We start from the raw sequence: 24,520 nt of genomic DNA, 5'->3' as shown, positions 1-24,520 counted from the left end.
GGTTTGCGGTGGCATTCGCGGCGTCAATAGTCCTACCTTGGGGACGAGTCGACCCGCGATACACGCGGCGCCAGTCAGTCTTGCCTGAAGGACCCCGTCTTTATGCCATTTCCTCCTTATTCCGGACTACGTATCTCGGCCTTGTCACTGGCCCTGCTGGCAGCCCCGATGACCCTTGCACAGGACGCGGGCAGCGGTCAGCCAGCCCCCAAGGTCTCGGTCGCGGCGGCGGTAACCGAGGAGATTCTGGACGACATCACTTTCATCGGCCGGGCCGAAGCGGTGGATAAGGTCGATCTGGTGGCCCGCGTCACCGGCTTCATCCGCGAGGTGAACGTGGCCAATGGCGCCACGGTGTCCGAGGGGGACATTCTGTTCCACATCGAACCCGAACAATACGAGGCCACGCTGGCGGCCCGGCAGGCGGATCTGGCCCAGGCCAATGCCAATCTTGCGCTGGCGCAGGTCGAATTTGACCGGAAATCGCAACTTGTCGAGAAAGAGGCGGTGGCGCAGTCGGAACTGGACGTGGCACGCGCCAACCGGCAGGTCGCCGAAGCCCAGATCGCCGCAGCGGAAGCGGCGATCAAGCAGGCGGAACTGGAACTGAGCTATACCCTGATCGTTGCGCCATTCGACGGGGCCATTGGCCGGACCGAACGCAGCGTCGGAGATCTGGTCGGGCCGACCACCGGGACGCTGGCCACCCTCGTCCGGCAGGAACCCATGTACGTCACCTTCTCGCTCAGCGAGCGGCAGATGATCGATGTGCGGCAACAGGCGCAGGCCGACGATGCGACCAACGAGGACGTCGGCGACGGCTACCCGGTCTATGTCACTCTGCCCGGAGGCACGGTTCTGGATGAAGTCGGCCGGCTGGCCTTTCGCGACAACCGGGTCAACCCTTCAACCGGCACCATCGCGGTGCGCGCAATCTTTGACAATGCCGACCACCTGCTGGTCGATGGCTCTTTCGTGAACGTCGACATCACGGCGCAAGAACCGACGCCTTCCCTGACCGTGCCACAGGCCGCCGTTCAGCGCGACCAGCGTGGCGAGTTCGTGCTGGTTGTCACCAACCAGCAGATCGTCGAGCAACGCTACATCGAAACCGGCCCCAACCATGAGACATCGGTCATCGTGACCCGTGGCCTGCAGGAAGGCGAAGCGGTGATCGTCGAGGGCCTGCAACGGGTACGCCCGGGGGTTCCCGTCGATCCCGTGCTGACCGGCACCGAGGAGTAGACAGCCATGTTCTCCTCTGTCTTCATCGACCGCCCCAAACTGGCGCTGGTCATCTCGCTGGTGCTGACGATCATGGGCGGCATCGCCTATTCCGTGCTGCCGGTCGAACAGTTCCCCGACATCACACCCCCGGTGGTGAACGTCAGCGCCAGTTACACCGGCGCCAATTCGCAGACCGTGGAAAACACCGTTGCCGCGCCGATCGAGGCGCAGGTCAACGGCGTGGACGACATGATCTACATGCAGTCCACCTCAGCCGACAACGGCGGTTATTCCCTGAACGTGACCTTCGAGGTCGGCACCGATCCCGATATCGCGTCGGTCAACGTGCAGAACCGGGTGGGACAGGCGTCCTCGCAGCTGCCCACGGACGTGAATGCCAATGGCGTTGTGACACAGAAAGCCTCGACCAACATGTTGCTGGTGGCGGTTCTGACCTCGCCCAACGGCACCTATGACGAAGTGTTCCTGTCGAACTATGCCTCGATCAACCTCAAGGATGCGCTGGCGCGCGTGAACGGCGTCGGCAAGGCCGATGTGTTGACCGATTTCGCCTATGCCATGCGGATCTGGATGGATCCTGACAAGATGGCGAGTCTCGGGCTGACGCCCGGCGACATCATTGCCGCGATCCGCGACCAGAACCTCGAGGTTTCGGCCGGCCAGATCGGGGCCCCGCCGGTGCCCGGCGACCAGCAGTTCCAGTACACGATCACCGCACAGGGCCGGCTGACAACGGCTGCGGAATTCAGTGATATCGTGATCCGCACCGGCGATGCCGGCGCCATCGTGCGGATGCGTGACGTGGCCCGCATCGAACGCGGGGCCAGCTACTACAACGCCTCGGGCCGTTTCGGCGGACAACCCGCGACCGTCATGGCAGTCTATCAGGCACCTGGCGCCAACGCGCTGTCGGTGTCCGAAAGCGTGCTGGCCGAACTGGAGCGCCTGTCCGCCACCTTCCCCGACGACGTAGTCTACGAGGTGCCGTTCAATTCGACCGCCTTTGTGGAATCGTCTCTGGCCGATGTGCAGACCACCCTGATGCAGACCTTTGCACTGGTGATGGTCGTGGTCTTCATCTTCCTTGGCAGTTGGCGGGCCACGATCATTCCCATGGTGGCCATTCCGGTCTCGCTGATCGGCACCTTCGCGCTGCTGCTGGCACTTGGCATGTCGCTGAACACCATCTCGCTGTTCGCGCTGGTGCTGGCCATCGGCATCGTGGTGGATGACGCCATCGTCGTGGTGGAAAACGTAGAACGGATCATCGCCGAAGAGGGGCTCAGCCCCAAGGAGGCGACCCGCAAGGCGATGGGCCAGATCACAACGCCGATCATCGCCACCACATTGGTGCTGCTGGCGGTGTTCGTGCCGGTCACCTTCATGCCCGGCATCACCGGGCGGCTGTATTCGCAATTCGCGGTGACGATCTCGACCGCGGTGGTGATCTCGTCGATCAACGCGCTGACCCTGTCGCCGGCCCTTTGCGGGATCGTTCTGCGCGCCCGCTCGGGCCCGCCGAAAGGTCTGCTCGCGGTGTTCGAGCGCGGCATCGGTGCCGGACGCGGCGCCTATGTCGGGCTGGTCCGGCAACTGGTGCGGATCTCGATCGTGGGACTGGTCGTGGTCATCGGGCTGGGCATCGCCACCGGCGGCCTGTTCACCGCGATCCCCAAAGGCTTCCTGCCGCTCGAGGACAACGGCTATGTGTTCGTCGATGTCCAACTGCCCGATGCGGCGGCGCTGAACCGCACTGAAACCGTGACCGGCCGGGTCGAGGAAAAGATCCTCCAGATCCCCGGCGTGTCCTCTACCGTTCTGGTGAACGGATACTCGATGCTCAATGGCTCCGGGTCGAACGGCGCCATGATCATCGTCAACCTCGAAAATTGGGAAGAGCGTCACACGCCCGAATTGCATGCCGATGGCATCATCGCCCAGATCTTCGGCATCGCCAATCAGGAGGCCGCCGCCAGCATCATCGCCTTCAACCCCCCGCCGATCAGCGGACTGGGGATGAGCGCGGGCGTCGAGATGATGGTGCAGCAAACCGGGGGCGGCTCTCCGCAGGATCTTTCTGCCACTCTTGGCGGGCTGGTCTATGCCGCCAACCAGCGGCCCGAGATCGGGCAGGCCTATACCACCTTCCGTTCGAACGTGCCGCAGATCTTCGTCGATCTGGACCGTGAGAAAGCCAAGTCCCTGAACACGGCCGTGTCCGAGGTCTTCCTGACGTTGCAGGCCTATCTGGGCTCGTACTACGTCAATGACTTCAACCTGTTCGGGCGGGTCTACAAGGTGATGATCCAGGCCGATGGCAGCTATCGCAACGCGGTGGAGGATCTTGAGGCGCTGTACGTGCGATCGGAAACCGGCGAGATGGTGCCGCTGGGTACGCTGATCGACGTGGAAAACGTGCTGGGGCCAACCCTGTTGACGCGGTTCAACATGTTCCGGGCGGCCACGGTCACGGCGGTTCCGGCGCCGGGCCTGTCCACGGGCGATGCGATCCGCGTGCTGGAGGAGGAATCCCGAACCGCGCTGCCGCCGGGCTATTCCTTTGAATGGACCGGGACGGCGCAACAGCAGCAGGACAGCGCCGGCATGGTGCAGGTGATCCTCGTGATGGCCGTTGTCTTCGCATACCTGTTCCTCGTTGGCCAATATGAAAGCTGGACCATGCCCGCGGCGATCCTGCTGTCAGTGATCGTGGCCCTGTTCGGGGCTGTGGCCGTGGTCGGCGCAACGGGCAATGACATCAACCTGTATACGCAGATCGGGATGATCATGCTGGTGGGACTGGGGGCGAAGAACGCGATCCTGATCGTCGAATTCGCCATGGAGCAGCGCGCCGCCGGGCTGAGCATTCGCGAGGCCGCCCTACAGGCTTCTGCGCTGCGCTTCCGCGCGGTTCTGATGACGGCCCTGTCATTCCTGCTGGGTGTCGTGCCCCTGTTGCTGGCCGACGGCGCCGGGGCGGCCAGCCAGCGCGCCATCGGCATCGCGGTTTTCGGCGGCATGCTGGCGGCCACGGTGGTCGGGATCATCGTGATCCCGGTGCTCTATGTCCTGCTGCAGACCCTGCGCGAACGGATCAAGGGCAAACCGAAGGATCCCGGTCCCGATCCGATCCCGGCCGAATAACCGGCCTTCCCCAACAGCAAAGGGCGCGGGATGATCCCCGCGCCCTTTGGCGTTTCTGATGCGCTGCGCCGCGTCAGGCCGAGTAGTTCGGCGCCTCGCGGGTGATGACCACGTCGTGCACATGGCTTTCCTTCAGCCCGGCGCCCGTGATGCGGACGAATTCGCAGGCCGTGCGCATGTCTTCGATCGTGGCGCAGCCGGTATAGCCCATGGCCGCGCGCAGACCGCCCACCATCTGGTGGATCACCTGGTTGGCCGAACCCTTGTAAGGCACCTGCCCCTCGATCCCTTCCGGCACCAGCTTGTCGCTGGCGGCATCCTTCTGGAAATAGCGGTCGGCCGAGCCGCGCGCCATGGCGCCCAGCGAGCCCATGCCGCGATAGGATTTGAAGCTGCGGCCCTGATAGAGGATCACCTCGCCCGGGCTTTCATCGGTGCCCGCGATCATCGAGCCGACCATGGCGCAGGAAGCCCCCGCCGCGATGGCCTTGGCGAAATCGCCCGAGAACTTGATGCCGCCGTCGGCGATCACCGGCACGTCCAACTCGTTGGCCGCGCGGGCGCAATCCATGATGGCGGTCAGTTGCGGCACGCCGACGCCGGCCACCATGCGGGTGGTGCAGATCGAGCCCGGCCCGATGCCGACCTTGACCGCATCGGCACCCGCGTCGATCAGCGCACGGGTGGCCTCGCCGGTGGCGACATTGCCGGCGATGACCTGAACATGGTTCGACTGCGCCTTGATCCGGCGCACGGCCTCGATCACGCCGGCGGAATGGCCATGTGCGGTGTCCACCACCACGATGTCCACGCCGGCGTCGATCAGCGCCTCGGACCGTGCGAACCCGCTATCGCCCACGGAACTGGCCGCCGCAACACGCAGGCGGCCCAGATCATCCTTGCAGGCGCTGGGGTTCAGCACGGCTTGTTCGGTATCTTTCAGGGTCAGCAGGCCGGTCAGCTTGCCGTTGCCATCGACCACCAGAAGCTTCTCGATCCGGCGTGCCTTCATCAGGCTCTTGGCCTCTTCCAGCTCGGCCGGTTCGCGCAGCATGGCCAGGTTGTTGCTGGTCATCATGGCCTTGACCGGCGTGCTGTCGTCACTGGCAAACCGCATGTCGCGGTTGGTCACGATCCCCACGACTCGACCGTCGCCATTCACCACCGGGAACCCGGTCACGCGATAGCGTTCCTGCAACTCTTTGGCGTCGGCCAGGGTCTGGTCCGGGGTCAGGGTGATGGGGTTGTAGACGATGCCGGATTCGAACCGCTTCACACGGCGCACCTGCCGGGCCTGTTCTTCCACATCGAGGTTCTTGTGAATCACTCCCATGCCGCCCAATTGCGCCATGGTGATCGCCATCTGGCTTTCGGTCACGGTGTCCATGGCCGAGCTGAGCAGCGGCACATTCAGTCTGATCGAGCGGGTAACACGGGACGACGTATTGGCGTCGGACGGCAGAACCGAACTGGCAGCAGGAACCAGCAACACGTCATCGAAGGTCAGGGCCTCGCGAATCTCCATAATCATCTCCCGGAGGGGTCGTTTGGCACGTCCCTATTTCATGGACCGCCCCGAAAGGAAAGGCTTGGATGCGCTCGCGGGCACAGTTTCGGCCCGCGCGGCAGAGGGATCGCTGCATGGCAAAAAGCCCCGACCTGCGCCGGGGCTTTCCGAGGTTGGAAAAAATCGCGCGGGCGGGGGCTTCTGGTGAGCCCCGCGCGCCGTTGCGGGCATCTCAGGGATAGAGCAGCGACTTGCCGTGCAGGAACAGATGCAGGTCGCCGGATTCGGCGGACAGCCGCACCTTCGAGCCGCGCTGGCTGTGCACCAGCCCCGGCAGTTTGGCGATCATCTGCGCGCCATCGGCATCGACGGTGGAATACAGCACCGTCACATCGCCCAGCCGTTCCGAGATCTCGGTCTCGAAATCCAGGAACCCCTGCCCTTCCGGCGCGATGGCCAGATGCTCGGGGCGCACGCCCAGTTCCACGGTGGCGCCCATCATGTCGCCGCGCGACGGAATATTGGTTTCCACCTCGGCCCCCGAGGCAACCTTGACCCGCGTGTTTTCCCCGGTGGCCACGATCTCGGCCTTCATCAGGTTCATGGCGGGCGAGCCGATGAACTGTGCCACGAAAGTGTTCTCGGGTTTCTGGTACAGTTCCATCGGCGTGCCGACCTGGCTGATGCCGCCGCCGGCCAGCACCACGATGCGCGTGGCCAGCGTCATCGCTTCCACCTGATCGTGGGTCACATAGATCATGGTGCGGTCGGGCATCGCCTCTTTCAACTGGGCGATCTCGATCCGCGTCGCCACGCGCAGCGCCGCATCGAGGTTCGACAGCGGTTCGTCGAACAGGAAGACCTTGGGGTCACGCACGATGGCCCGGCCGATGGCCACACGTTGCCGCTGCCCCCCCGACAGCGCCTTGGGCAGACGATCCAGATAGGGGGTCAGTTGCAGGATCTGCGCGGCCTTGTCGACGGCGGCGGAAATCTCGTCCTTGGATTTCTTGGCCAGCTTCAGGGCGAAGGCCATGTTGTCGCGCACCGTCATGTGCGGGTACAGCGCGTAGGACTGGAACACCATGGCAATGCCACGCTGCGCGGGCGGGATGTCATTCATCACCGCGCCGCCGATTTCCAGCGTGCCCCCGGTGATCTTTTCCAGCCCGGCGATCATCCGCAGCAGGGTGGATTTCCCGCAGCCCGAGGGGCCAACGAAAACGATCAACTCTCCCTCGGCGATGTCCAGGTTGATGTTGCTGAGAACCTGGACATCTCCATAGGCCTTGGCAACGTCGTTCAGCTTGAGTTCGGTCATGCGGACTCTCCCGGTTCATCGGTCTGGCGAAGGGCGAAACAGGCCTGATAGGGCGGCAGGACCAGCCCGTCTGCGCCGTCTTCGGGGTGCAGGGGCAGATCCCGGACAATGGTCCAGTCGCCATCTGGCAAGTTCAGCGGCTGTTCCTCTGGGGTCAAGTTGAAGGCGCAGAAGATCATCTGGTTGCCGTGGCTGCGCAGGAAGGACAGATGCCCGTCGTCCGCGTCCAGAATCTCCAGCTTGCCTTTGCGCAAGGCGGTCTGGTCCCGGCGGAAGGCCAGCATGGCGCGATAGAAGGCCAGCGTACTGTCGGGGTCGGCCTCCTGCTCGTGCACCGCCAGGTCGAGATGTTCGGCGGCGACGGGCAGCCAGGACTTGGCTTCGGTAAACCCGCCGTTGCTGGCACCTGCAGTCCAGGGCATCGGCGTGCGGCAGCCGTCGCGGCCCTTGAACTTGGGCCAGAACCGCTTGCCGTAGGGATCCTGAAGATCCTCGTAGCCGACATAGGCTTCGGTCAGGCCCAGTTCCTCGCCCTGGTACAGGCAGATGGAGCCACGCAGCGCCATCAGCAGGCCGGTGTAGACCCTGTAGGCATCACCGCTCAGATCCCAGCGGCTGGCGTGCCGTTCCACATCGTGGTTCGAATAGGCCCAGCAGGCCCAGCTGTCGGGCGCGATGGCATCAAAGCGCCCCAGCACATCGGCCACCCTGGTGCCGGTCAGCCTGCCGCCTGACAGGAAATCGAAGCCATAGCACATGTGCAGCAGGTCATCGCCTTCGGTATACTCGGCCTGCACTTCCATGCCGCGCTGACCTTCGCCAACCTCTCCCACGGCGGTGATGGCGGGGAATTCCTCCATCAGGGCGCGGAAACGGCGCAGGAACGCCAGGTTTTCGGGCCGGCTTTTGTCGTACAGATGGTTCTGGAAGTTATAGGGGTTCACGGCAGGTGCGGTGCTGTCGTTGCGGTCTTCCGGCGCCAGCGGGGGATTGTCCCGCAGTTCCTGATCGTGGACATAGAAGTTGACGGTATCCAGACGAAACCCGTCCACCCCCCGCTCCAGCCAGAAGCGGGCCACGTCCAGTAGTTGCTCCTGCACTTCAGGTTCGTGAAAATTCAGGTCCGGCTGCGAGGTCAGGAAGTTGTGCAGATAATACTGCATCCGCTCGCCATCCCATTCCCAGGCCGAACCGCCGAAAATCGACAGCCAGTTGTTGGGTGGCGAGCCGTCCGGCTTGGCATCGGCCCAGACGTACCAGTTGGCCTTGGCGTTGTCGCGGCTGGAGCGGCTTTCGCGGAACCACGGATGTTCGGCCGAGGTGTGGCTGAGCACCAGATCGATCAGCACCTTGACGCCCAGATCATGCGCCCGCGCGATCAGCGCATCGAAATCCCCCAGCGTGCCGAACATCGGGTCCACGTCGCGATAGTCGCTGACGTCATAGCCGAAATCGGCCATCGGCGACTTGAAGAACGGCGAGATCCAGATCGCATCCGCGCCCAGTTTCGCCACGTAGTCCAGCCGGTGGATGATCCCGGCCAGGTCACCGATACCGTCGTTGTTGCTGTCCTGGAACGAGCGCGGATAGATCTGATAGATCGCGGCCCCACGCCACCAGTCCTTGTCGACCGGCCCGTCCGATTGCCCGGCGTGGCCGGGTTGCGAGTCGATGAAGCTCATCAGGCAGAGCCCTTCCTATTTGACGGAGCCGGCCAGCAGACCGCGCACCAGATAACGTTGCATCGTGAAGAAGACGACCAGCGGCACGGCGATCGACACGAAGGCCGCCGTCGCCAGAATGCCCCAGTCCCCGCCGCGGGAACCCAGAAGGTCGTCGGCAATCTTGACGGTCATCACCTTGCTTTCGTCCGCCGAGGGCAGGAACACCTTGGCCACCAGCAGGTCGTTCCACGTCCACAGGAACTGGAAGATCGCGAAAGAGGCCAGCGCCGGGAAGCTCAGCGGCAGGACGATCTTGGTGAAGACCTCGAAATCGGTGGCGCCATCGACCTTGGCACTTTCGATGATGTCGCGCGGCAGGCCGACCATGTAGTTGCGCAACAGGTAGATCGCCAGCGGCAGACCGAACCCCGTATGCGCCAGCCAGATGCCGACGAAGCTTTGCCCGATGCCGACCTTGTTGTGCAGGTTCAGCAAAGGCACCAGCGCCAGTTGCAGCGGCACCACCAGCAGCCCGACCACGGCCGCGATCAGCAACCCGCGACCGGGAAACTCCATCCAGGCCAGCGCATAGGCGGCGAAGGCCGCGATCAGGATCGGGATGATGGTGGCCGGGATCGTCACCGTCAGTGTGTTGATGAAGGCCACGTCCATGCCGTCGGAACTCAGCACCGTGCGGTAGTTATCAAGACTGAAATCGGGTGGCGTCTCGGCCCCGAAATAGATCCTCTGGCCGCGCTTGCCGGGTTCCTCGGGCGAGGCAAAGCGATAGTCGCCGTTGGTCGCGATGGTCAGGGTCGCGCCGTCGCCAAGATCAGCGGTCGTGCCGGCGGTAAACTCGGTCGGGGCGCGGCCGTTGATGCCGAACGCATTCAGCGTGCCCTTGGCCTCCCCTTCCTCGAAGATGTTGCCGGTCAGCACATAAAGATCGCCCTCGCGGGTGGGCGTGTCCGTGGACACCCGGCCCCGGTAGGTCTGTTCGATGGAAAATGGCGCCTGCCACCAGCCCGAGACCGAGATCTGGTCACGGTCCCGGAAGGAGGACACGAACAGCCCCACGGTCGGGATCAGCCATAGCACCACCATGACCACCACTGAAATATTGACGGCCCAGCTCAGCCCGGCCTTCTGTCCTGCGATATTGTCCATCTCAGCGCATCTCCTTGCGGGACTGTTGGATGTTCCAGATCATCACCGGCAGAACCAGGATCATGATGACGAAGGCCACCGCCGTCGCCCGCCCGTCGTCGCGGAACATGAAGGACATCATGTAGCTGGGCAGGATCTCGGTCCCGAAGTTGCCGCCGGTCATCGTGTAGACGATGTCGAAGACCTTCAGCGTCAGCAGCGTGATCGTCGTCCAGACCACCACGATGGTGCCCATGATCTGCGGCGCCTTGATACGGAAGAAGACCTGCCACGGGTTGGCACCGTCGATGATCGCTGCCTCGATGGTTTCCTCGGGGATGCCGCGCAGGGCAGCCGACAGGATCACCATGGCAAAACCGGTCTGGATCCAGACCAGGATGAACATCAGAAAGAAATTGTTCCAGAACGGCGTTTGCAGGACGTCCACCGCGCTTTCGGCGCCAAGGGCCGCGCGGATCGCGTTGATCAGGCCGATATCGGCGTCATTGGCGTAGACGAATTTCCAGATCAGCGAGGCACCGACGAAAGAGATGGCCATCGGCATGAAGATCAGCGACTTGGCGATGTTGCCCCAGCGCAGCCGGTCGGTCAGCTGGGCGGCCAGCAGGCCAAAGCCGGTGGCCGCGGCGGGGACGAACAGAAGCCAGAGGAAATTGTTGAACAGCGCGGTGCGGAACCCGTCGTCGCCCATCAGGAAGGTGTAGTTTCCAAGCCCCACGAAGTCGGTGCCGGCCCGGTTGTAGAGCGAACGGATGAACGAGCCGACCACCGGATAGGCCAGATACAGACCCGCCGCGAAGATGGCCGGGAACAGGAACAGCCAGGGCCGGATCATGTTCGCCCGGTTGATGTTGCGGGCGATGTTGGGGCCGCGTGCCGGGAACAGCACCTTGTCGATCAACAGGTTGGAGCCGTAGAAATAGCCCACACAGCCGCCGACCCCCAGAAATATGGTCAATGCGCCTTGCACTAGCGGGGACATGGCCTGTCCTTTCGGGAAATGAAGGTTGGGACCGGCCCCCAAAGGCCGGCCCCGTCGAAGACTGACTTACTTGATGGAGTCCCAGCGGTCCTGGATGCCATCGGCCACCGAGGTCGCATCCTCGCCACCGGTGTAGGCCACCATGCCCTTCCAGAAGGCATCGGCACCGATCTCGCCCGGCATCAGGTCAGACGCGTCGAAGCGGAAGGTGGTCGCGTTCAGCAGAACGTCGCCCAGGGCCTTCAGCGTGTCGTTGGCGTAAAGCTCGGAATTGGCGCCCTTGAACGGGGTCAGGAAGCCCGATTGCGCCATCCACACTTCATGCGCGATGGGGGTCTTCAGGAAGTCGATGAAGCCGCGGGTGATATCGCTGTCCTGCGTGATGGCAAACAGCGTGCCTGCCCCCAGAACCGGCTTGCCCAGATCCTTGCCCTCATACGCCGGGAAGTAGAAGAAATCGACGTCCTCGCCCACTTCGGTGCCTTCGGGGAAGAAGGTCGGGATGAAGCTGGCCTGCTTGTGCATGTAGCATTCCGGCGGGAAGGTGAACAGACCGCCGGGGCTGTCGCGGAAGTCGGTGTTGGCGACCGAGGCCGCGCCGCCCTTCACATAGGCGTCATTCCTGGCGAAATGGCCGAATTCCTCGATCGCGCCGACCACGGCGGGATCGTTGAACGGGATCTCGTTGCGCACCCAGGCGTCATAGGTCTCGGGCGATTGGGTCCGCAGCATCATGTCCTCGACCCAGTCGGTCGCCGGCCAGCCAGTCGCCGCGCCAGAGCCCAGGCCGATGCACCAGGGGGTGCCGCCGTCGGCGACGATCTGGTCGGTCAGCGCCTTCAGATCCTCCAGGCTTTCGGGCACGTCATAGCCAGCTTCCTCGAAGGCCTCCGGCACGTACCAGATCAGCGACTTGACATCGATCTTGTAGAAAAAGCCAAAGGTCTCGGGCGCACCGTCGGCATTGTTGTAGGTGCCCAGATCGATCCAGGACTGACCCGCCGCGTAGTTCTCGCCGATCCACGACACGGTGTCGTCATCCAGCGCCGACAGGTAACCGCGTGCCGCCATATCCGCGGCCAGACCCGGCTGCGGGAAGATCGCGATGTTGGGGGCCGAGTTGGCCTGCGCGCTGACCACGATGTCCTGCTCGAAGCTTTCCGAGCCGGAATACTTCACGGTGCCACCGGTCGCGGCCTCGAAATAGGCAATGACGCTTTCCACCAGTTCCTTGTCCAGGCCGGTCCAGGGGCCGGTCATCGTCATTTCCTGGCCGGAATAATCATGTTCGGCGGCGAAGCTCTCGTAACTGGACCAGTTGAAGTCACCCTCTCCGACAGGGAACTTCAGGTCCTGCGCCCCGGCAGCGCCCGCGAACAAGGCGACGGCGGCCACAGTGGCCAAATAACGGTTCTTCATTCCAACCCTCCCAAGGTCATAAAGCGCCGCACCCTATGTGCAATTTCAGGGCTGCGTTCGAATCGCAGGCCAAAGCGCTTTGGATATCGAATAGTCATAAAGCAGTTTCACAATCTGTCAACGGCGACGGTTTCGTGTTTGATCCTGAAAACAAAGGTATGTTAGCGGTATCGAATATTGCCTCCATGGATTCAAAGCGCTTTGACGAATTTGAAAACTCCGGCTAGTCTTGCCGTCGACCATAGCACGGACGCCGCGATGAACCTGAAAGATCTCTCCAGCCTTCTCGGCCTCAGCCCGACCACGGTCAGCCGCGCCCTGAACGGCTATCCGGAGGTTTCGGAAGCCACCCGAGCGCGGGTGCTGGAAGCCGCCGCCGCCCATGGCTACCGCCCCGACAGCCGCGCCCGGTCGCTGGCCACCGGGCGCGCCATGGCCGTGGGTCTGGTCGTGCCGGTGAATTCGCGCCACGAACGCGTGAACCCGATCTTCGCCGATTTCATTGCTGGCGCTGGCGATATCCTGTCGGCCCGCGGCTATGACATCATGCTGTCGCTGGCTTCGGGCGAGGATGAGGCCGGAACCTATCGTTCGCTGGCCGCACGCGGGCGCGTCGACGGGGTGATCGTGCAGGCGCCGCTGATCCGCGACTGGCGGATCAAGATGCTGCGCGACCTGGGCCTGCCCTTCGTGGTGCATGGCCGCATCTCGGGCGAGGACGCGGCCTATTCCTGGATCGACATGGACAACCGCCGCGCCTTCCGGAAGGCCACCGATCACCTGCTGGATCTGGGCCACACCCGCATCGCCCTGCTGAACGGGCTGCGCGACATGGATTTCGCGCACCGGCGCGAGGATGGGTTCTTGCAGGGCATGGCGGCGCGCGGACTGTCGCCCCTGGCCCGGCACATCCAGAACGCGCCCATGACCGAGGATTTCGGCTATGCCGCCACAACCGCCATGCTGGAGGCTGAAGACGCCCCCACCGCGATCCTGACGGCCTCGGTGCTGGTGGCCTTCGGTGCCCGCCGGGCGATCGAGGCGAAGGGGCTGAAGGTCGGGCGCGATGTCTCGATCGTCACCCATGATGACGTGCTGACCTATCTGCCCAACACCGGCGATCCGCCGATGTTCACCGCCACCCGGTCGTCGGTCCGGCGGGCCGGGGAACAGGCGCTGGAAATGCTGTTGCAGCTGATCGACGCTCCGGGTTGCGGCCCGCTTCAAACGCTGATGGAGGCGGAACTGGTGCAAGGCACCTCCTCCGGCCCCGTCCTGAACAAGGAACCCCACGCACATGCTGACACGTAGCCAGTTTCCCGAGGATTTCATCTTCGGCACCGCCACCTCGGCCTATCAGATCGAAGGCCATGCCCAGGGCGGCGCCGGGCCGACTCATTGGGACAGTTTCGCCGCCACCCCCGGCAATGTCGTGCGCGCCGAGGATGGCGCGCGGGCCTGCGACCACTATCACCGCTATGAAGCGGATCTCGACCTGGTGGCCGCCGCGGGGTTCGACGCCTACCGGTTCTCGACCTCCTGGGCGCGGGTGCTGCCCGAGGGGCGCGGCACGCCCAACAGCGACGGGCTGGATTTCTACGACCGGCTGGTCGACGCCATGCTGGAACGCGGCATCAAGCCCGCTGCCACATTGTACCATTGGGAACTGCCGCAGGCGCTGGCCGATCAGGGCGGCTGGCGCAATGGCGACATGCCGAAATGGTTCGGCGAATTTGCGGATGTGATCGCCCGCCGGCTGGGTGACCGGCTGTGGAGCGTGGCGCCGATCAACGAACCCTGGTGCGTCGCCTGGCTGTCGCATTTCATGGGCCATCACGCCCCCGGCCTGCGCGACATCCGCGCCGCCGCCCGCGCCATGCATCATGTTCTGGTGTCCCATGGCACCGCCATTTCGGTGATGCGCGACCACGGGATGACCAACCTTGGCGCGGTGTGCAATTTCGAATACGCCCTGCCCGCCAACACCACCCCCGAGGCTGCAGCCGCCACCGCGCGCTATGATGCAATCTACAACCAATTCTTCCTGTCGGGCCTGTTCAGAGAGACCTATCCCGAACGGGTGCTGGAAGGACTGGAACCGCATCTACCGAAAGGCTGGCAGGACGATTTCGCCACGATACAGGCGCCGCTCGACTGGCTGGGGCTGAACTACTACACCTGCAAGCGCATCGGCGCGAACGACGGCCCGTGGCCAGCCTGTGACGAGTTGGACGGCCCGCTGCCCAAGACCCAGATGGGCTGGGAGATCTGCCCCGACGGGCTGTCGCATTTCCTGACCGCCACGGCGCGCGACTATACCGGCGACCTGCCGCTTTATGTCACCGAGAATGGCATGGCCAACCCGGACGTGCTGCGCGATGGCGCGGTCGAGGATCCCGAACGCATCGACTATCTGACGCAGCATATGGATCGCGCCGCGACCGCGATCGCCGAAGGCGTGCCGCTGAAGGGCTATTTTGTCTGGTCGTTGCTGGACAACTACGAATGGGCCCTGGGCTATGAAAAGCGCTTTGGGATGGTGCATGTGGATTTCGAAACCCTGACCCGCACCCCGAAACAGTCTTGGCACTGGATGCGGAACCTGCTTGTTGGGGCGCAAACATGATGCTCAGCCGGGACCGCATGTCATGACCATTCTTGTCGCCGATATCGGCGGAACCAACACGCGCGTCGCCCTTGTCAAAGAGGACGCCACCGCGCCGCACAGCGTGGCGCGCTTCCGCAATGCCGAGTTTTCCTCGCTTGAGGCGGTGCTGGATCGCTACCTGACCGATCTGGGCCGCCCGCCCTGCACGGCCGCCTGCGTGGCGGTGGCGGGTCCGGTACGCAATGGCGTCGGGCGCATGACCAACCTGGCCTGGGAGATGGACAGCGAACGCCTGTGCGCGGCCACCGGGGCGGCGCGCGGCTATGTCATCAATGATCTGGAAGCGCAGGGTCATGCGCTGGAAAACGTGCCGACGCGCTGCCTGATGGGCACACCGATGCCGCAGGAAACCGATGAGACGCGCCTGGTGGTGGGGCTTGGCACCGGCTTCAACGCCGCCCCCGTGCACGCCGGCGAAGGCGCACAATACACCGTAGTGCCGTCGGAATGCGGCCATATCAGCCTGCCGGTCTGGGACGAGGCCTCGATGGCGCTGGCGATGGAACTGGCGGCGGTTCATGAATTCGCCTCGGTGGAAGAGGCGCTGTCCGGGCGCGGGCTGATGGCCGTGCACGCCCATGTGGCGGGCGAGGCCGCCTGGGCCACCACGGTGGAACTGATCGAGGCCTTGCAGGGGCTGGAAGTGCGCGATGTCGATCGCGACACAATGCGGCTGTTCTGCCAATTGCTGGGCCGGGTTCTGGGCGATCTGGCGCTGGTGCACCTGCCCTTCGGCGGCATCTACCTGATCGGCGGCTTGGCCCGCGCGGTCAGTCCCTTCTTCGTCGAAGGCACCCTGCCCGAGGCTTTCGCCGACAAGGGCCGGTTCCGCGAGTTCATGGCGGATTTCAGCCTGTATCTTGTGGAAGACGATTACGCCGCCCTGACCGGCTGCGCACGCTACGTCGGGCGGCAGATCTGAGGGATCTGCCCGCCAGACGCTGGGCTACATGGAGAACGAGGTGCCGCAGCCGCAACTGGCCGTGGCATTCGGGTTCTCGATGATGAAGCGGGCGCCGATCAACTCTTCTGAAAAGTCGATCACGGCGTTTTCCAGGAACGGCAACGACACCCGGTCGACCACCACGCGCTGACCGCTGCTTTCGATCACCAGATCATCCTCGGCCGGGTCATCCAGCTTGATGTCGTATTGAAAGCCCGAGCAGCCGCCGCCTTCGACGGCCACCCGCAGCGCCTTGGGCGCCGTGCTGGTTTCGTTGATCTCGGCCAGACGCGCAAACGCCCGGTCGGTCACTTTGGGAGGCAGGGAAAGGTCCATATCGTCACGGGGGATTTGCTTCGGTTAATGAGAAATATATGCACGCCCAAGGGATGCCACAAGACGAAGGGCCCAAATGCGCCAAAGCTATGCCTCTGACCCGGCCCACAGCCGGGGGCGACTCTACCCCGAGGGGCTGAGCACATTCCGCTCGCCCTACCAGCGGGATAGGGATCGGATCATCCATTCCAGCGCGTTCCGGCGGCTCAAGCACAAGACGCAGGTGTTCGTAGAACACGAGGGCGATTACTTCCGCACCCGGCTGACCCATTCCATCGAAGTCGCGCAGGTGGCCCGCACCATCGCCGGGGTGCTGGGGCTGGACACCGACCTGACCGAGGCGGTGGCGCTGGCCCATGATCTGGGCCATCCCCCCTTCGGCCACACCGGCGAGGATGCGCTGAACGTGCTGATGGCGCCCTATGGCGGCTTCGATCACAACGCGCAGGCGGTGCGCATCGTCACCAGCCTGGAACGCCACTATGCCGAATTCGACGGGCTGAACCTGACATGGGAGACGCTGGAGGGGCTGGCCAAGCACAACGGGCCGGTCACCGGCGATCTGCACTATGCGCTGGCCGACTACAACGCCCGCCACGATCTGGAACTGAACACCTATGCCAGTGCCGAGGCCCAGGTGGCGGCCCTGTCGGATGACATCGCCTATAACAACCACGACCTGCACGACGGGCTGCGGGCCGAGCTGTTTTCCACCGACGAACTGGCGGAAATGCCGATCCTGAAGGACTGTTTTGCCGAGGTGGACCGCAGGTTTTCCGACCTGAACTACTACCGGCGGCGGCACGAGGCGTTGCGCCGGTTCTTCGGCATTCTGGTCGAGGATGTGATTGCGCAGGCGCGCGGCCGTCTGACAGATCTGGACCCCGCCACCGCGCAGGACATCCGCAATGCCGGCCGGCCCATGGTCGTGTTCTCGGACGGGGTCTGGAAGGATCTGACGGTGATTCGCCAGTTCCTGTTCCACCGCATGTATCGCGCGCCGTCGGTGGTGGTGGTCCGCGAGAAGGTCACCCAGGTGGTGATGGATCTGTTCCCGCTGCTGATGAACACCCCCGAACTGATGCCGCGCCAGTGGCGCAAGGACGTGGCCGAGGCCGAGACCGAAACTCAGTTGGCCCGCATCGTGGCCGACTATATCGCCGGGATGACCGATCGCTTCGCCCGGCAGGTCCACGCGAAATACCTGGGCGGCCCGGCCAGCCAATGACGGATTGCGCCCCGCGCCAGCCGTGCTAAACCCCGCGCAAACGACGGGAAGATGAGCCATGAACCTTTTTGACGAGATCCGCAGCCTTGTTCTGGACAGCCTCGACGCGCTGGAGCGCGACGGCGTTCTGCCGCAGGGGCTGGAGCGCCGCGCGGTCTCGGTCGAGCCGCCGCGCGATGCGGCGCACGGGGACATGGCCACCAACGCGGCGATGGTGCTGGCCAAACCGGCGAAGATGAAGCCGCGCGACATTGCCGAGGCGCTGGCCGCCCTGCTGGCCGACGATCCGCGCATCGACACCGCCGAAGTGGCCGGACCGGGGTTCCTGAACCTGCGGCTGGCCGCCGGGCAATGGCAGGGTCTGGTCACCGGGATTATCGAAGCGGGCCACACCTATGGCCGCTCGACCCTTGGCACCGGCAAGCGGGTGAACGTCGAATATGTCTCGGCCAATCCCACCGGACCGATGCATGTGGGCCACACTCGCGGCGCGGTTTTCGGCGACGCATTGGCCAGCCTTCTGGCCTTCGCCGGCTACGATGTGACCCGCGAATACTACATCAACGACGGCGGCGCGCAGGTCGATGTGCTCGCCCGCTCGGTCTATCTGCGCTACCTCGAAGCCTTCGGGCAGGAGGTGGCCTTTCCCGACGGCACCTATCCCGGCGACTACCTGATCGCCGTGGGTCAGGCGCTGAAGGCCAAGGTCGGCGACGCTTATCTCGACAAGGGTGAAGACGTCTGGCTCGACGCGGTGCGCAGTTTCGCCACCGAGGCGATGATGGATCTGATCCGCGCCGATCTGGCCGCCCTTGGCGTGACCATGGACAATTTCTATTCGGAAAAGGCGCTGTATGGCACCGGCAAGATCGAGACCGCCCTGGCAACGCTCAGCGCCAAGGGCCTGATCTACGAAGGCGTTCTGGAACCGCCCAAGGGCAAGACCCCCGAAGATTGGGAACCGCGCGAACAGACCCTGTTCAAATCCACCGCCCATGGCGATGACGTGGACCGCCCGGTGAAGAAATCCGACGGCAGCTGGACCTATTTCGCGCCGGACATCGCCTATCATTATGACAAGGTTTCCAGAGGCTTCGACGCGCTTGTTGATGTATTTGGCGCCGACCACGGCGGCTATGTCAAACGCATGAAAGCGGCCGTGTCGGCGCTGTCGGATGGCAAGGTGCCGCTGGATGTCAAGCTGATCCAGCTGGTCAAGCTGACCCAGAATGGCGAGCCGGTGAAAATGTCGAAACGCGCCGGCACCTTCGTCACCCTGCGCGATGTGGTCGATCAGGTGGGCGCCGATGTGACTCGATTCGTGATGCTGACCCGCAAGAACGACGCGCCGCTCGAATTCGACTTCGACAAGGTGCTGGAACAGTCCAAGGACAACCCGGTTTTCTACGTGCAGTACGCCCATGCCCGCGTCTGTTCGGTGCTGCGCAAGGCGGTTGAAATGGGCGTGGATGTGTCCGACGCCAATCTGGCGCAACAGGACCTTTCGGTGCTGACCGATCCGGCGGAACTGGCCGTGATCCGCAAGCTGGCGGAGTGGCCGCGCCTGGTCGAGATCGCCGCCTCGGGCAGCGAGCCGCACCGCGTCGCCTTCTACCTCTATGACCTCGCCTCGGAATTCCACGCGCTGTGGAACCGCGGCAACGACAACCCGGCGCTGCGCTTCTTGCAGGATGACCCGCAAGCAACGGCTGCAAAAATCGTGCTGCCTCGGGCGGTTGCCGTTGTTATTTCGACCGGTCTTGGTATTCTTGGCGTGACGCCCGTGGAGGAAATGCGCTGAGATAACGGCCGCCCCACGGGTCGCGAGCAGGCACAGGCCGGGGCTTTCGGGACCCGGACAGGATATTGGGGCAAATGATGGCGTATTCGGACAGCTATGGTTCGGGGCCGGCGGACTCGCATCCGCAGGGACCCGGTGTTTCGGCAATCGTGGGCTGGCTGGGGGCTGCGACCTCGGTCGCGCTGGTCGCGGGGCTTGGATACTGGGTCTACGACCTGGCCACCCGCGACATCACCCGGGTGCCGGTGATCCAGGCCATGGACGGCCCGCCGCGCGTGTCCCCCGAGGAACCCGGCGGGTTTGAAGCCGCGCATCAGGGCTACTCGGTCAACGCGATCGCCTCCGAGGATGTCGAGGAACCGCTGGCCGAACGGCTGGTGCTGGCACCCGAAGCCGTTGGCCCCACACCCGAGGACAAGGCCCCCGGCGAGCCCGCCGATCCCCTCGCCTCGATGCGCGACGCGGTACAAGGCGCGCTGAGCGAGGTTCTGGGGCTGGAGGCCGACGCCCCCCTGCCCGATCTGGAAGGTCTGGCCGTGCCGCAGGCCGACCCGACCCCCGGCGGGCCGCGTCCGTTGCAGCGCCCCGATCAGGACGTAGCAACGCGGGCCGCCACCGACACCTCTCCGCCTCTGCTGCTGACCGCCGTCGCCACCACCAGCGAAGTTGACCCGAGCCTGATCGCCTCGGGCACCCGGTTGGTGCAACTGGGCGACTACGACACCGAGGCCGAAGCCGCCGCTGCCTGGGATCGCCTGGGCCTGCGGTTTTCAGATTTCCTGGCGCCCAAGGCGCGGGTGATCGAACCCGTCACCCTGGCCGGCACCACCCGTTACCGCCTGCGCGCCTATGGCTTTGTCGGCCTGGCCGACGCCCGCAACTTCTGCGCCGCCCTTCTGGCCGAACGCGCCGAATGCATCCCGGTGCGGATGCGCTGAGCGATTGCATCCCGGCCCTGAACAGGCAATCCTGCCGGGCAGAATGACGGAGGCGATCATGGCCCAGGGGGCAACGATATTCGGCTGTTCGGGGCTTGCCCTGACCCGCTCCGAGGCGGCGTTCTATCGCGAGGCCGACCCGTGGGGCTTCATCCTGTTTGCCCGCAACATCGACACCCCCGATCAGGTCCGCGCCCTGACCGCCGACCTGCGCGCGGCTGTGGGCCGCGATGCCCCGGTGCTGATCGACCAGGAAGGCGGACGCGTGCAGCGCATGGTGCCGCCGCATTGGCGGCAATGGCTGCCGCCGCTGGACCAGGTGGACCGGGCCGGTCCCCATGCCGCCGCCAGCCTGACCCTGCGCGCCCGCGTCATCGCGCAGGAGCTTCGCGCGGTTGGCATCGATGTGAACTGTGCGCCCGCTGCCGATGTCGCCACCGACGACACCCATCCCTTCCTGCGCAACCGCTGTCTGGGCACCGAGGCCGCGCAGGTCGCCGCCAATGCCCGCGCCATGGCCGAAGGCTTTCTTCAGGGTGGCGTGCTGCCGGTGCTCAAGCACCTGCCCGGCCACGGCCGCGCCACGCTGGACAGCCACAAGGCGCTGCCACGGGTGGACACGCCGAAGGCGACACTCGCCACCACCGATTTCGCGGCCTTCAAGCCACTGGCGGATCTGCCCCTGGCGATGACCGCGCATCTGCTGTTTCCCAACATCGATCCCGACCTGCCCGCCACCCTGTCGCCCCGGCTGATCCGCCTGATACGCGACGAGATCGGCTTTGATGGGTTGCTTATGACCGATGACATCTGCATGGGCGCCCTTGGCGGCGCATTGGCCGACCGCTGCACCGCCGCCCTGTCCGCCGGTTGCGACGCCATCCTGCACTGCAACGGCGAAATGGCCGAGATGCAGACGGTCGCCGCGGCCTCTGGCACCTTCTCGGCCAGGGGACAGGCCCGCGCCGAGGCCGCATTGGCCTTGCGCCATGCTCCCGAGGAGGCCGATGCGGACGCCTTGACCGCGCAGATGGCCGCCCTGCTGGACCCGGCCGCATGACGCCCACGGGCACATCGTCGGACGACAACGTCACGCCGCTGGAAGCCCGCCTCGCCTCCGAGGCGCTGATCGTCGATGTGGATGGGTTCGAAGGCCCGCTCGACCTGCTGCTGACCCTGTCGCGCACCCAGAAGGTGGACCTGCGCAAGATCTCGGTGCTGGCACTGGCCGAGCAATACCTGGTCTTTGTCGACAAGGCCAAGGAGTTGCGCATCGAACTGGCCGCCGACTATCTGGTCATGGCCGCCTGGCTTGCCTTCCTGAAATCGCGCCTGCTGTTGCCCCCCGACCCCGAGGACGACGGCCCCTCGGGCGAGGATATGGCCGCCCATCTGGCCTTCCAGTTGCAGCGGCTGGAAGCCATGCGCGAGGCTGCCGCCAAGCTGATGGGTCGCGACCGGCTGGGCCGCGATGTCTTTGCCCGTGGCGAGGAAGAAAGCGTGGCCCGCCTGCGCCGTACCCGCTTCACCGCCTCGCTGCTGGACCTGATGCAGGCCTATGCCCGCCTGCGCACCAAGGACGACTTCCGCCCCTTCGTGCTGGATCGCGGCCCGGTGCTGACCATGGAAGAGGCGCTGGACCGTCTGCGCCCGCTGGTCGCCTTCGCCGGCGACTGGACCGATCTGTCCAGCTATCTGCCCGACGGCTGGCTGGAGGATCCGAAAAAGCGCCGCTCGGCCCTGGCCGCCACCTTCGCCGCCTCACTGGAACTGGTCAAACGCGGCCAGGTCGAGTTGGACCAGTCCGACACATTCGCCCCCATCCGCCTGCGCCGCCGAAAGGATGACCCATGACCGAGGACACCCCGAAGGACGACCCCAGCCTGTTCACGGCCCCCCCCATGGGCGAACAGGAACGGATGGTCGAAGCGGTGCTCTTTGCCTCTGCCGCGCCGGTCACCCTGAAGGAGTTGTACGGCCGCCTGCCCCATGGCTCCGACCCGGTCACCGCCTTGGTGCATCTGCAAAAACGCTACGAAGGCCGGGGGGTGCAATTGCTGAAACTGGGCGAGGCCTGGGCCTTCCGCACCGCGCCGGACCTGGCCTTCCTGATGAGCCGCGAGACGCTGGAAACCCGCAAGCTGTCGCGCGCGGCCATCGAAACCCTGGCGATCATCGCCTACCACCAGCCGGTCACCCGCGCCGAGATCGAGGAAATCCGCGGCGTCGGCGTCAGCCGCGGCACCATCGACCAGTTGCTCGAGATGGAATGGATCCGGCTCGGCCGCCGCCGCATGACCCCGGGCCGCCCGGTGACCTTCGTGGTCACGGAAACCTTCCTCGATCACTTCAGCCTGGAAAGCGCCCGCGACCTGCCCGGCCTCAAGGAATTGCGCGCCGCCGGCCTGCTCGACAACCGCCCGCCACCGGGCGCGGACCTGCCTGATCAGGACACCGGCGACACCGATCAATCCGAATTGTTCGAAGGCGGGGACAGTGCCCCCCCGGCCCCCGAGGCGCCCTGACGCTTGGCAGATACACACTCACGACCCGTCGCGGGGTCGGCTGAAGTTCCGCCCATTCGCGCCTGAACCGATCCCCCGGAGCGTTTCCGAGACGGCTGGGGCTCCGCCCATTCGCGCCTGAACCGCTCCCCCGGAGCGTTTCCGAGACGGCACTCATTCTTCTTGGCGAAAATACTCCCGCCGGAGGCATGAAATCCGCGCGTCAGCGCGCGCCGTCGTCCTCCAGCCGCGCGCCCAACTCCCGCATCAGGGGCACGAAGATCGGGAAGGACGTTGCGATGGGCCCGGCGTCATCCACCGTCACCGGGTTTTGCGCGGCCATGCCAAGGCACAGGAAGGACATGGCAATCCGGTGGTCCAGCCGCGCGGCCGCCGTGGCCCCGCCCGGTACCCCGCCCGCACCCATGCCGTGCACGATGAAGGTGTCCTCATCTTCCTCGATGGTCACGCCACAGGCTTCCAGACCGCGCGCCATGGCGTCGATCCGGTCGCTTTCCTTGACCCGCAGTTCCTTTACCCCGCGCATGACGGTCTTGCCCGTGGACAGCGCCGCCACCACCGACAGGATCGGGTATTCATCGATCATCGACGGGGCGCGCTCGGGCGGCACCTCGATGCCCTGCATGCTGTCCGAGAATCTGGCGCGCAGATCGGCTACCGGCTCGCCGCCCTCGGTGCGTTCGTTCTCATAGGTCAGATCCGCGCCCATCTCGCGCAGGGTGGCGAACAGCCCGGCCCGCGTCGGGTTCAGCCCGATATTGGGGATCAGCACGTCCGAGCCTTCGGTGATCAGCGCCGCACAGACCGGGAAGGCCGCCGAGGAGGGATCGCGCGGCACCACGATGGTCTGCGGTTTCAACTCTGGCTGGCCGGTCAGGGTGATGACCCGGCCCTCGTCGGTGTCCTCGGTCGTCACCACCGCCCCGAACCCCGCCAGCATCCGCTCGGAATGATCGCGGGTGGCTTCCTTTTCGATCACCACGGTCTGGCCCGGCGCATTCAGGCCGGCCAGCAGAACCGCCGATTTGACCTGTGCCGAAGGCATCGGCGTGACATAGCGCACCGGCACCGGGGCGGCAGCCCCGACGATGGTCATTGGTAGACGCCCGCCCTTGCGGCCATGGCTTTGTGCCCCGAAAAGGGCGATGGGATCGGTGATCCGCCCCATGGGACGGCTGCGCAGCGAGGCATCGCCGGTGAAGGTGGCCGAGATCGGCGTGGTCGCCATGCAGCCCATGATCAGCCGCACCCCGGTGCCGGAGTTGCCGCAATCGATCACATCCTCGGGTTCGGAAAACCCACCAACGCCGACGCCATGCACCCGCCAGGTGCCATCGGCATCGCGGGCCACATCGGCGCCGAAAGCGCGCATGGCCTTGGCGGTGTCCAGCACGTCCTGCCCTTCCAGCAGACCGGTCACGCAGGTTTCGCCCACGGCCATGGCCCCAAGGATCAGCGACCGATGCGAGATCGACTTGTCACCCGGGACATGTGCGGTTCCGGTCAGCGGGCCCGCGCGGTGCGCGGTCATCGGGGCGGCGGGTCCATGGGACGACATCGGGGGCTCCTCTTGAATGGGTCGGCCATCTGTTAGCGGCCTGCTGCGGCAAGGTCCATGGGGGCGCAAAC

19 protein-coding genes are annotated in these 24,520 nt (G+C 65.0%); 11 read left to right on the top strand and 8 right to left on the bottom strand.

Annotated features, from left to right (window positions below; all coding sequences use genetic code 11):
• Positions 1 to 102: 102 nt before the first annotated feature.
• Together ACP15K_RS07740 and ACP15K_RS07735 are read left to right on the top strand one after the other, a co-directional pair.
• On the top strand, positions 103 to 1,245 hold the full coding sequence (locus tag ACP15K_RS07740; protein ID WP_193141654.1) for an efflux RND transporter periplasmic adaptor subunit: 1,143 nt from the start codon (positions 103 to 105) through the stop codon (positions 1,243 to 1,245).
• A gap of 6 nt (positions 1,246 to 1,251) precedes the next feature.
• Positions 1,252 to 4,392 carry an efflux RND transporter permease subunit gene (locus tag ACP15K_RS07735; RefSeq protein ID WP_424990207.1) on the top strand — a complete coding sequence of 1,047 codons (3,141 nt, stop codon included), beginning with the start codon at positions 1,252 to 1,254 and terminating at the stop codon, positions 4,390 to 4,392.
• Between the two features lie 73 nt (positions 4,393 to 4,465).
• Here the strand turns inward: ACP15K_RS07735 and guaB are convergent, their stop codons facing one another.
• The 6 genes from guaB to ACP15K_RS07705 all read right to left on the bottom strand — a co-directional run bounded on the left by guaB (position 4,466) and on the right by ACP15K_RS07705 (position 12,452).
• Positions 4,466 to 5,917, bottom strand: coding sequence for an IMP dehydrogenase (gene guaB, locus ACP15K_RS07730; protein WP_424990206.1), 1,452 nt, complete (start codon positions 5,915 to 5,917; stop codon positions 4,466 to 4,468).
• Between the two features lie 214 nt (positions 5,918 to 6,131).
• Positions 6,132 to 7,220: an ABC transporter ATP-binding protein gene (locus tag ACP15K_RS07725; RefSeq protein WP_193141657.1), complete on the bottom strand. Its 1,089-nt coding sequence runs from the start codon at positions 7,218 to 7,220 to the stop codon at positions 6,132 to 6,134.
• On the bottom strand, positions 7,217 to 8,902 hold the full coding sequence (locus ACP15K_RS07720; RefSeq protein ID WP_193141658.1) for an alpha-glucosidase family protein: 1,686 nt from the start codon (positions 8,900 to 8,902) through the stop codon (positions 7,217 to 7,219). Before ACP15K_RS07720 ends, ACP15K_RS07725 begins: the two co-directional genes overlap by 4 nt.
• Positions 8,903 to 8,917: 15 nt before the next feature.
• Entirely contained in the window at positions 8,918 to 10,051 is a 1,134-nt protein-coding gene (locus ACP15K_RS07715; RefSeq protein ID WP_424990205.1) for a carbohydrate ABC transporter permease, read from the bottom strand.
• A 1-nt stretch (position 10,052) separates the two neighbouring features.
• Positions 10,053 to 11,033 (bottom strand): carbohydrate ABC transporter permease, encoded by a 981-nt coding sequence (locus ACP15K_RS07710; RefSeq protein ID WP_424990204.1) that lies wholly within the window; start codon positions 11,031 to 11,033, stop codon positions 10,053 to 10,055.
• Between the two features lie 66 nt (positions 11,034 to 11,099).
• The gene (locus ACP15K_RS07705) at positions 11,100 to 12,452 is read right to left on the bottom strand and encodes an ABC transporter substrate-binding protein (protein WP_424990203.1); all 1,353 of its coding nucleotides are present in this window, start codon (positions 12,450 to 12,452) and stop codon (positions 11,100 to 11,102) included.
• A gap of 258 nt (positions 12,453 to 12,710) precedes the next feature.
• On the opposite strand from ACP15K_RS07705, the gene ACP15K_RS07700 reads away from it, so the two are divergent.
• Genes ACP15K_RS07700 through ACP15K_RS07690 form a run of 3 tightly spaced genes read left to right on the top strand, consistent with a single transcriptional unit; the run spans position 12,711 to position 16,042 of the window.
• A complete protein-coding gene (locus ACP15K_RS07700) occupies positions 12,711 to 13,763 on the top strand; it encodes a LacI family DNA-binding transcriptional regulator (RefSeq protein WP_424990202.1) in 1,053 nt (350 codons plus the stop codon).
• Positions 13,750 to 15,078, top strand: coding sequence for a GH1 family beta-glucosidase (locus ACP15K_RS07695; RefSeq protein ID WP_424990201.1), 1,329 nt, complete (start codon positions 13,750 to 13,752; stop codon positions 15,076 to 15,078). Before ACP15K_RS07700 ends, ACP15K_RS07695 begins: the two co-directional genes overlap by 14 nt.
• Before the next feature lie 22 nt (positions 15,079 to 15,100).
• Complete coding sequence (locus ACP15K_RS07690) at positions 15,101 to 16,042, top strand: glucokinase (RefSeq protein WP_424990200.1); 942 nt, start codon at positions 15,101 to 15,103, stop codon at positions 16,040 to 16,042.
• 24 nt (positions 16,043 to 16,066) lie between these two features.
• Here the strand turns inward: ACP15K_RS07690 and ACP15K_RS07685 are convergent, their stop codons facing one another.
• Positions 16,067 to 16,399 carry a HesB/IscA family protein gene (locus tag ACP15K_RS07685; protein WP_366190873.1) on the bottom strand — a complete coding sequence of 111 codons (333 nt, stop codon included), beginning with the start codon at positions 16,397 to 16,399 and terminating at the stop codon, positions 16,067 to 16,069.
• A gap of 76 nt (positions 16,400 to 16,475) precedes the next feature.
• On the opposite strand from ACP15K_RS07685, the gene ACP15K_RS07680 reads away from it, so the two are divergent.
• From ACP15K_RS07680 to scpB, 6 genes are all read left to right on the top strand, one after another.
• Positions 16,476 to 17,627, top strand: a complete 1,152-nt coding sequence (locus ACP15K_RS07680; RefSeq protein WP_366190871.1) for a deoxyguanosinetriphosphate triphosphohydrolase — start codon at positions 16,476 to 16,478, stop codon at positions 17,625 to 17,627.
• A gap of 58 nt (positions 17,628 to 17,685) precedes the next feature.
• A complete protein-coding gene (gene argS, locus ACP15K_RS07675; RefSeq protein WP_424990199.1) occupies positions 17,686 to 19,428 on the top strand; it encodes an arginine--tRNA ligase in 1,743 nt (580 codons plus the stop codon).
• A gap of 74 nt (positions 19,429 to 19,502) precedes the next feature.
• Positions 19,503 to 20,366, top strand: a complete 864-nt coding sequence (locus ACP15K_RS07670) for an SPOR domain-containing protein (RefSeq protein WP_424990198.1) — start codon at positions 19,503 to 19,505, stop codon at positions 20,364 to 20,366.
• 43 nt (positions 20,367 to 20,409) lie between these two features.
• On the top strand, positions 20,410 to 21,426 hold the full coding sequence (locus ACP15K_RS07665) for a glycoside hydrolase family 3 N-terminal domain-containing protein (protein WP_424990197.1): 1,017 nt from the start codon (positions 20,410 to 20,412) through the stop codon (positions 21,424 to 21,426).
• On the top strand, positions 21,423 to 22,220 hold the full coding sequence (locus ACP15K_RS07660; protein WP_193141670.1) for a segregation and condensation protein A: 798 nt from the start codon (positions 21,423 to 21,425) through the stop codon (positions 22,218 to 22,220). The genes ACP15K_RS07665 and ACP15K_RS07660 overlap by 4 nt, the downstream gene beginning before the upstream one ends.
• Positions 22,217 to 22,891 (top strand): SMC-Scp complex subunit ScpB, encoded by a 675-nt coding sequence (gene scpB / locus ACP15K_RS07655; RefSeq protein WP_424990196.1) that lies wholly within the window; start codon positions 22,217 to 22,219, stop codon positions 22,889 to 22,891. The genes ACP15K_RS07660 and scpB overlap by 4 nt, the downstream gene beginning before the upstream one ends.
• Before the next feature lie 202 nt (positions 22,892 to 23,093).
• Here scpB and aroA read toward each other — a convergent pair whose 3' ends face one another.
• Positions 23,094 to 24,449, bottom strand: coding sequence for a 3-phosphoshikimate 1-carboxyvinyltransferase (gene aroA / locus ACP15K_RS07650; RefSeq protein WP_424990195.1), 1,356 nt, complete (start codon positions 24,447 to 24,449; stop codon positions 23,094 to 23,096).
• Between the last annotated feature and the right edge of the window lie 71 nt (positions 24,450 to 24,520).

Origin of the sequence: Fluviibacterium sp. S390 (assembly GCF_049800695.1) — a bacterium.
GTDB lineage: Bacteria > Pseudomonadota > Alphaproteobacteria > Rhodobacterales > Rhodobacteraceae > Meridianimarinicoccus.
The sequence above is the reverse complement of the archived record's forward strand: the minus strand, read 5'-3'. Positions and strand labels throughout refer to the sequence as shown.

Coding starts and splice junctions, on each gene's coding strand:
- ACP15K_RS07705 (WP_424990203.1), bottom strand. CDS start 12,452: ATGAAGAACCGTTATTTGGCCACTGTGGCCGCCGTCGCCTTGTTCGCG.
- ACP15K_RS07700 (WP_424990202.1), top strand. CDS start 12,711: ATGAACCTGAAAGATCTCTCCAGCCTTCTCGGCCTCAGCCCGACCACG.
- ACP15K_RS07715 (WP_424990205.1), bottom strand. CDS start 10,051: ATGGACAATATCGCAGGACAGAAGGCCGGGCTGAGCTGGGCCGTCAAT.
- ACP15K_RS07695 (WP_424990201.1), top strand. CDS start 13,750: ATGCTGACACGTAGCCAGTTTCCCGAGGATTTCATCTTCGGCACCGCC.
- ACP15K_RS07665 (WP_424990197.1), top strand. CDS start 20,410: ATGACGGAGGCGATCATGGCCCAGGGGGCAACGATATTCGGCTGTTCG.
- ACP15K_RS07660 (WP_193141670.1), top strand. CDS start 21,423: ATGACGCCCACGGGCACATCGTCGGACGACAACGTCACGCCGCTGGAA.
- ACP15K_RS07690 (WP_424990200.1), top strand. CDS start 15,101: ATGACCATTCTTGTCGCCGATATCGGCGGAACCAACACGCGCGTCGCC.
- ACP15K_RS07735 (WP_424990207.1), top strand. CDS start 1,252: ATGTTCTCCTCTGTCTTCATCGACCGCCCCAAACTGGCGCTGGTCATC.
- aroA (WP_424990195.1), bottom strand. CDS start 24,449: ATGTCGTCCCATGGACCCGCCGCCCCGATGACCGCGCACCGCGCGGGC.
- argS (WP_424990199.1), top strand. CDS start 17,686: ATGAACCTTTTTGACGAGATCCGCAGCCTTGTTCTGGACAGCCTCGAC.
- ACP15K_RS07725 (WP_193141657.1), bottom strand. CDS start 7,220: ATGACCGAACTCAAGCTGAACGACGTTGCCAAGGCCTATGGAGATGTC.
- ACP15K_RS07680 (WP_366190871.1), top strand. CDS start 16,476: ATGCGCCAAAGCTATGCCTCTGACCCGGCCCACAGCCGGGGGCGACTC.
- ACP15K_RS07720 (WP_193141658.1), bottom strand. CDS start 8,902: ATGAGCTTCATCGACTCGCAACCCGGCCACGCCGGGCAATCGGACGGG.
- ACP15K_RS07740 (WP_193141654.1), top strand. CDS start 103: ATGCCATTTCCTCCTTATTCCGGACTACGTATCTCGGCCTTGTCACTG.
- guaB (WP_424990206.1), bottom strand. CDS start 5,917: ATGGAGATTCGCGAGGCCCTGACCTTCGATGACGTGTTGCTGGTTCCT.
- ACP15K_RS07685 (WP_366190873.1), bottom strand. CDS start 16,399: ATGGACCTTTCCCTGCCTCCCAAAGTGACCGACCGGGCGTTTGCGCGT.
- ACP15K_RS07670 (WP_424990198.1), top strand. CDS start 19,503: ATGATGGCGTATTCGGACAGCTATGGTTCGGGGCCGGCGGACTCGCAT.
- scpB (WP_424990196.1), top strand. CDS start 22,217: ATGACCGAGGACACCCCGAAGGACGACCCCAGCCTGTTCACGGCCCCC.
- ACP15K_RS07710 (WP_424990204.1), bottom strand. CDS start 11,033: ATGTCCCCGCTAGTGCAAGGCGCATTGACCATATTTCTGGGGGTCGGC.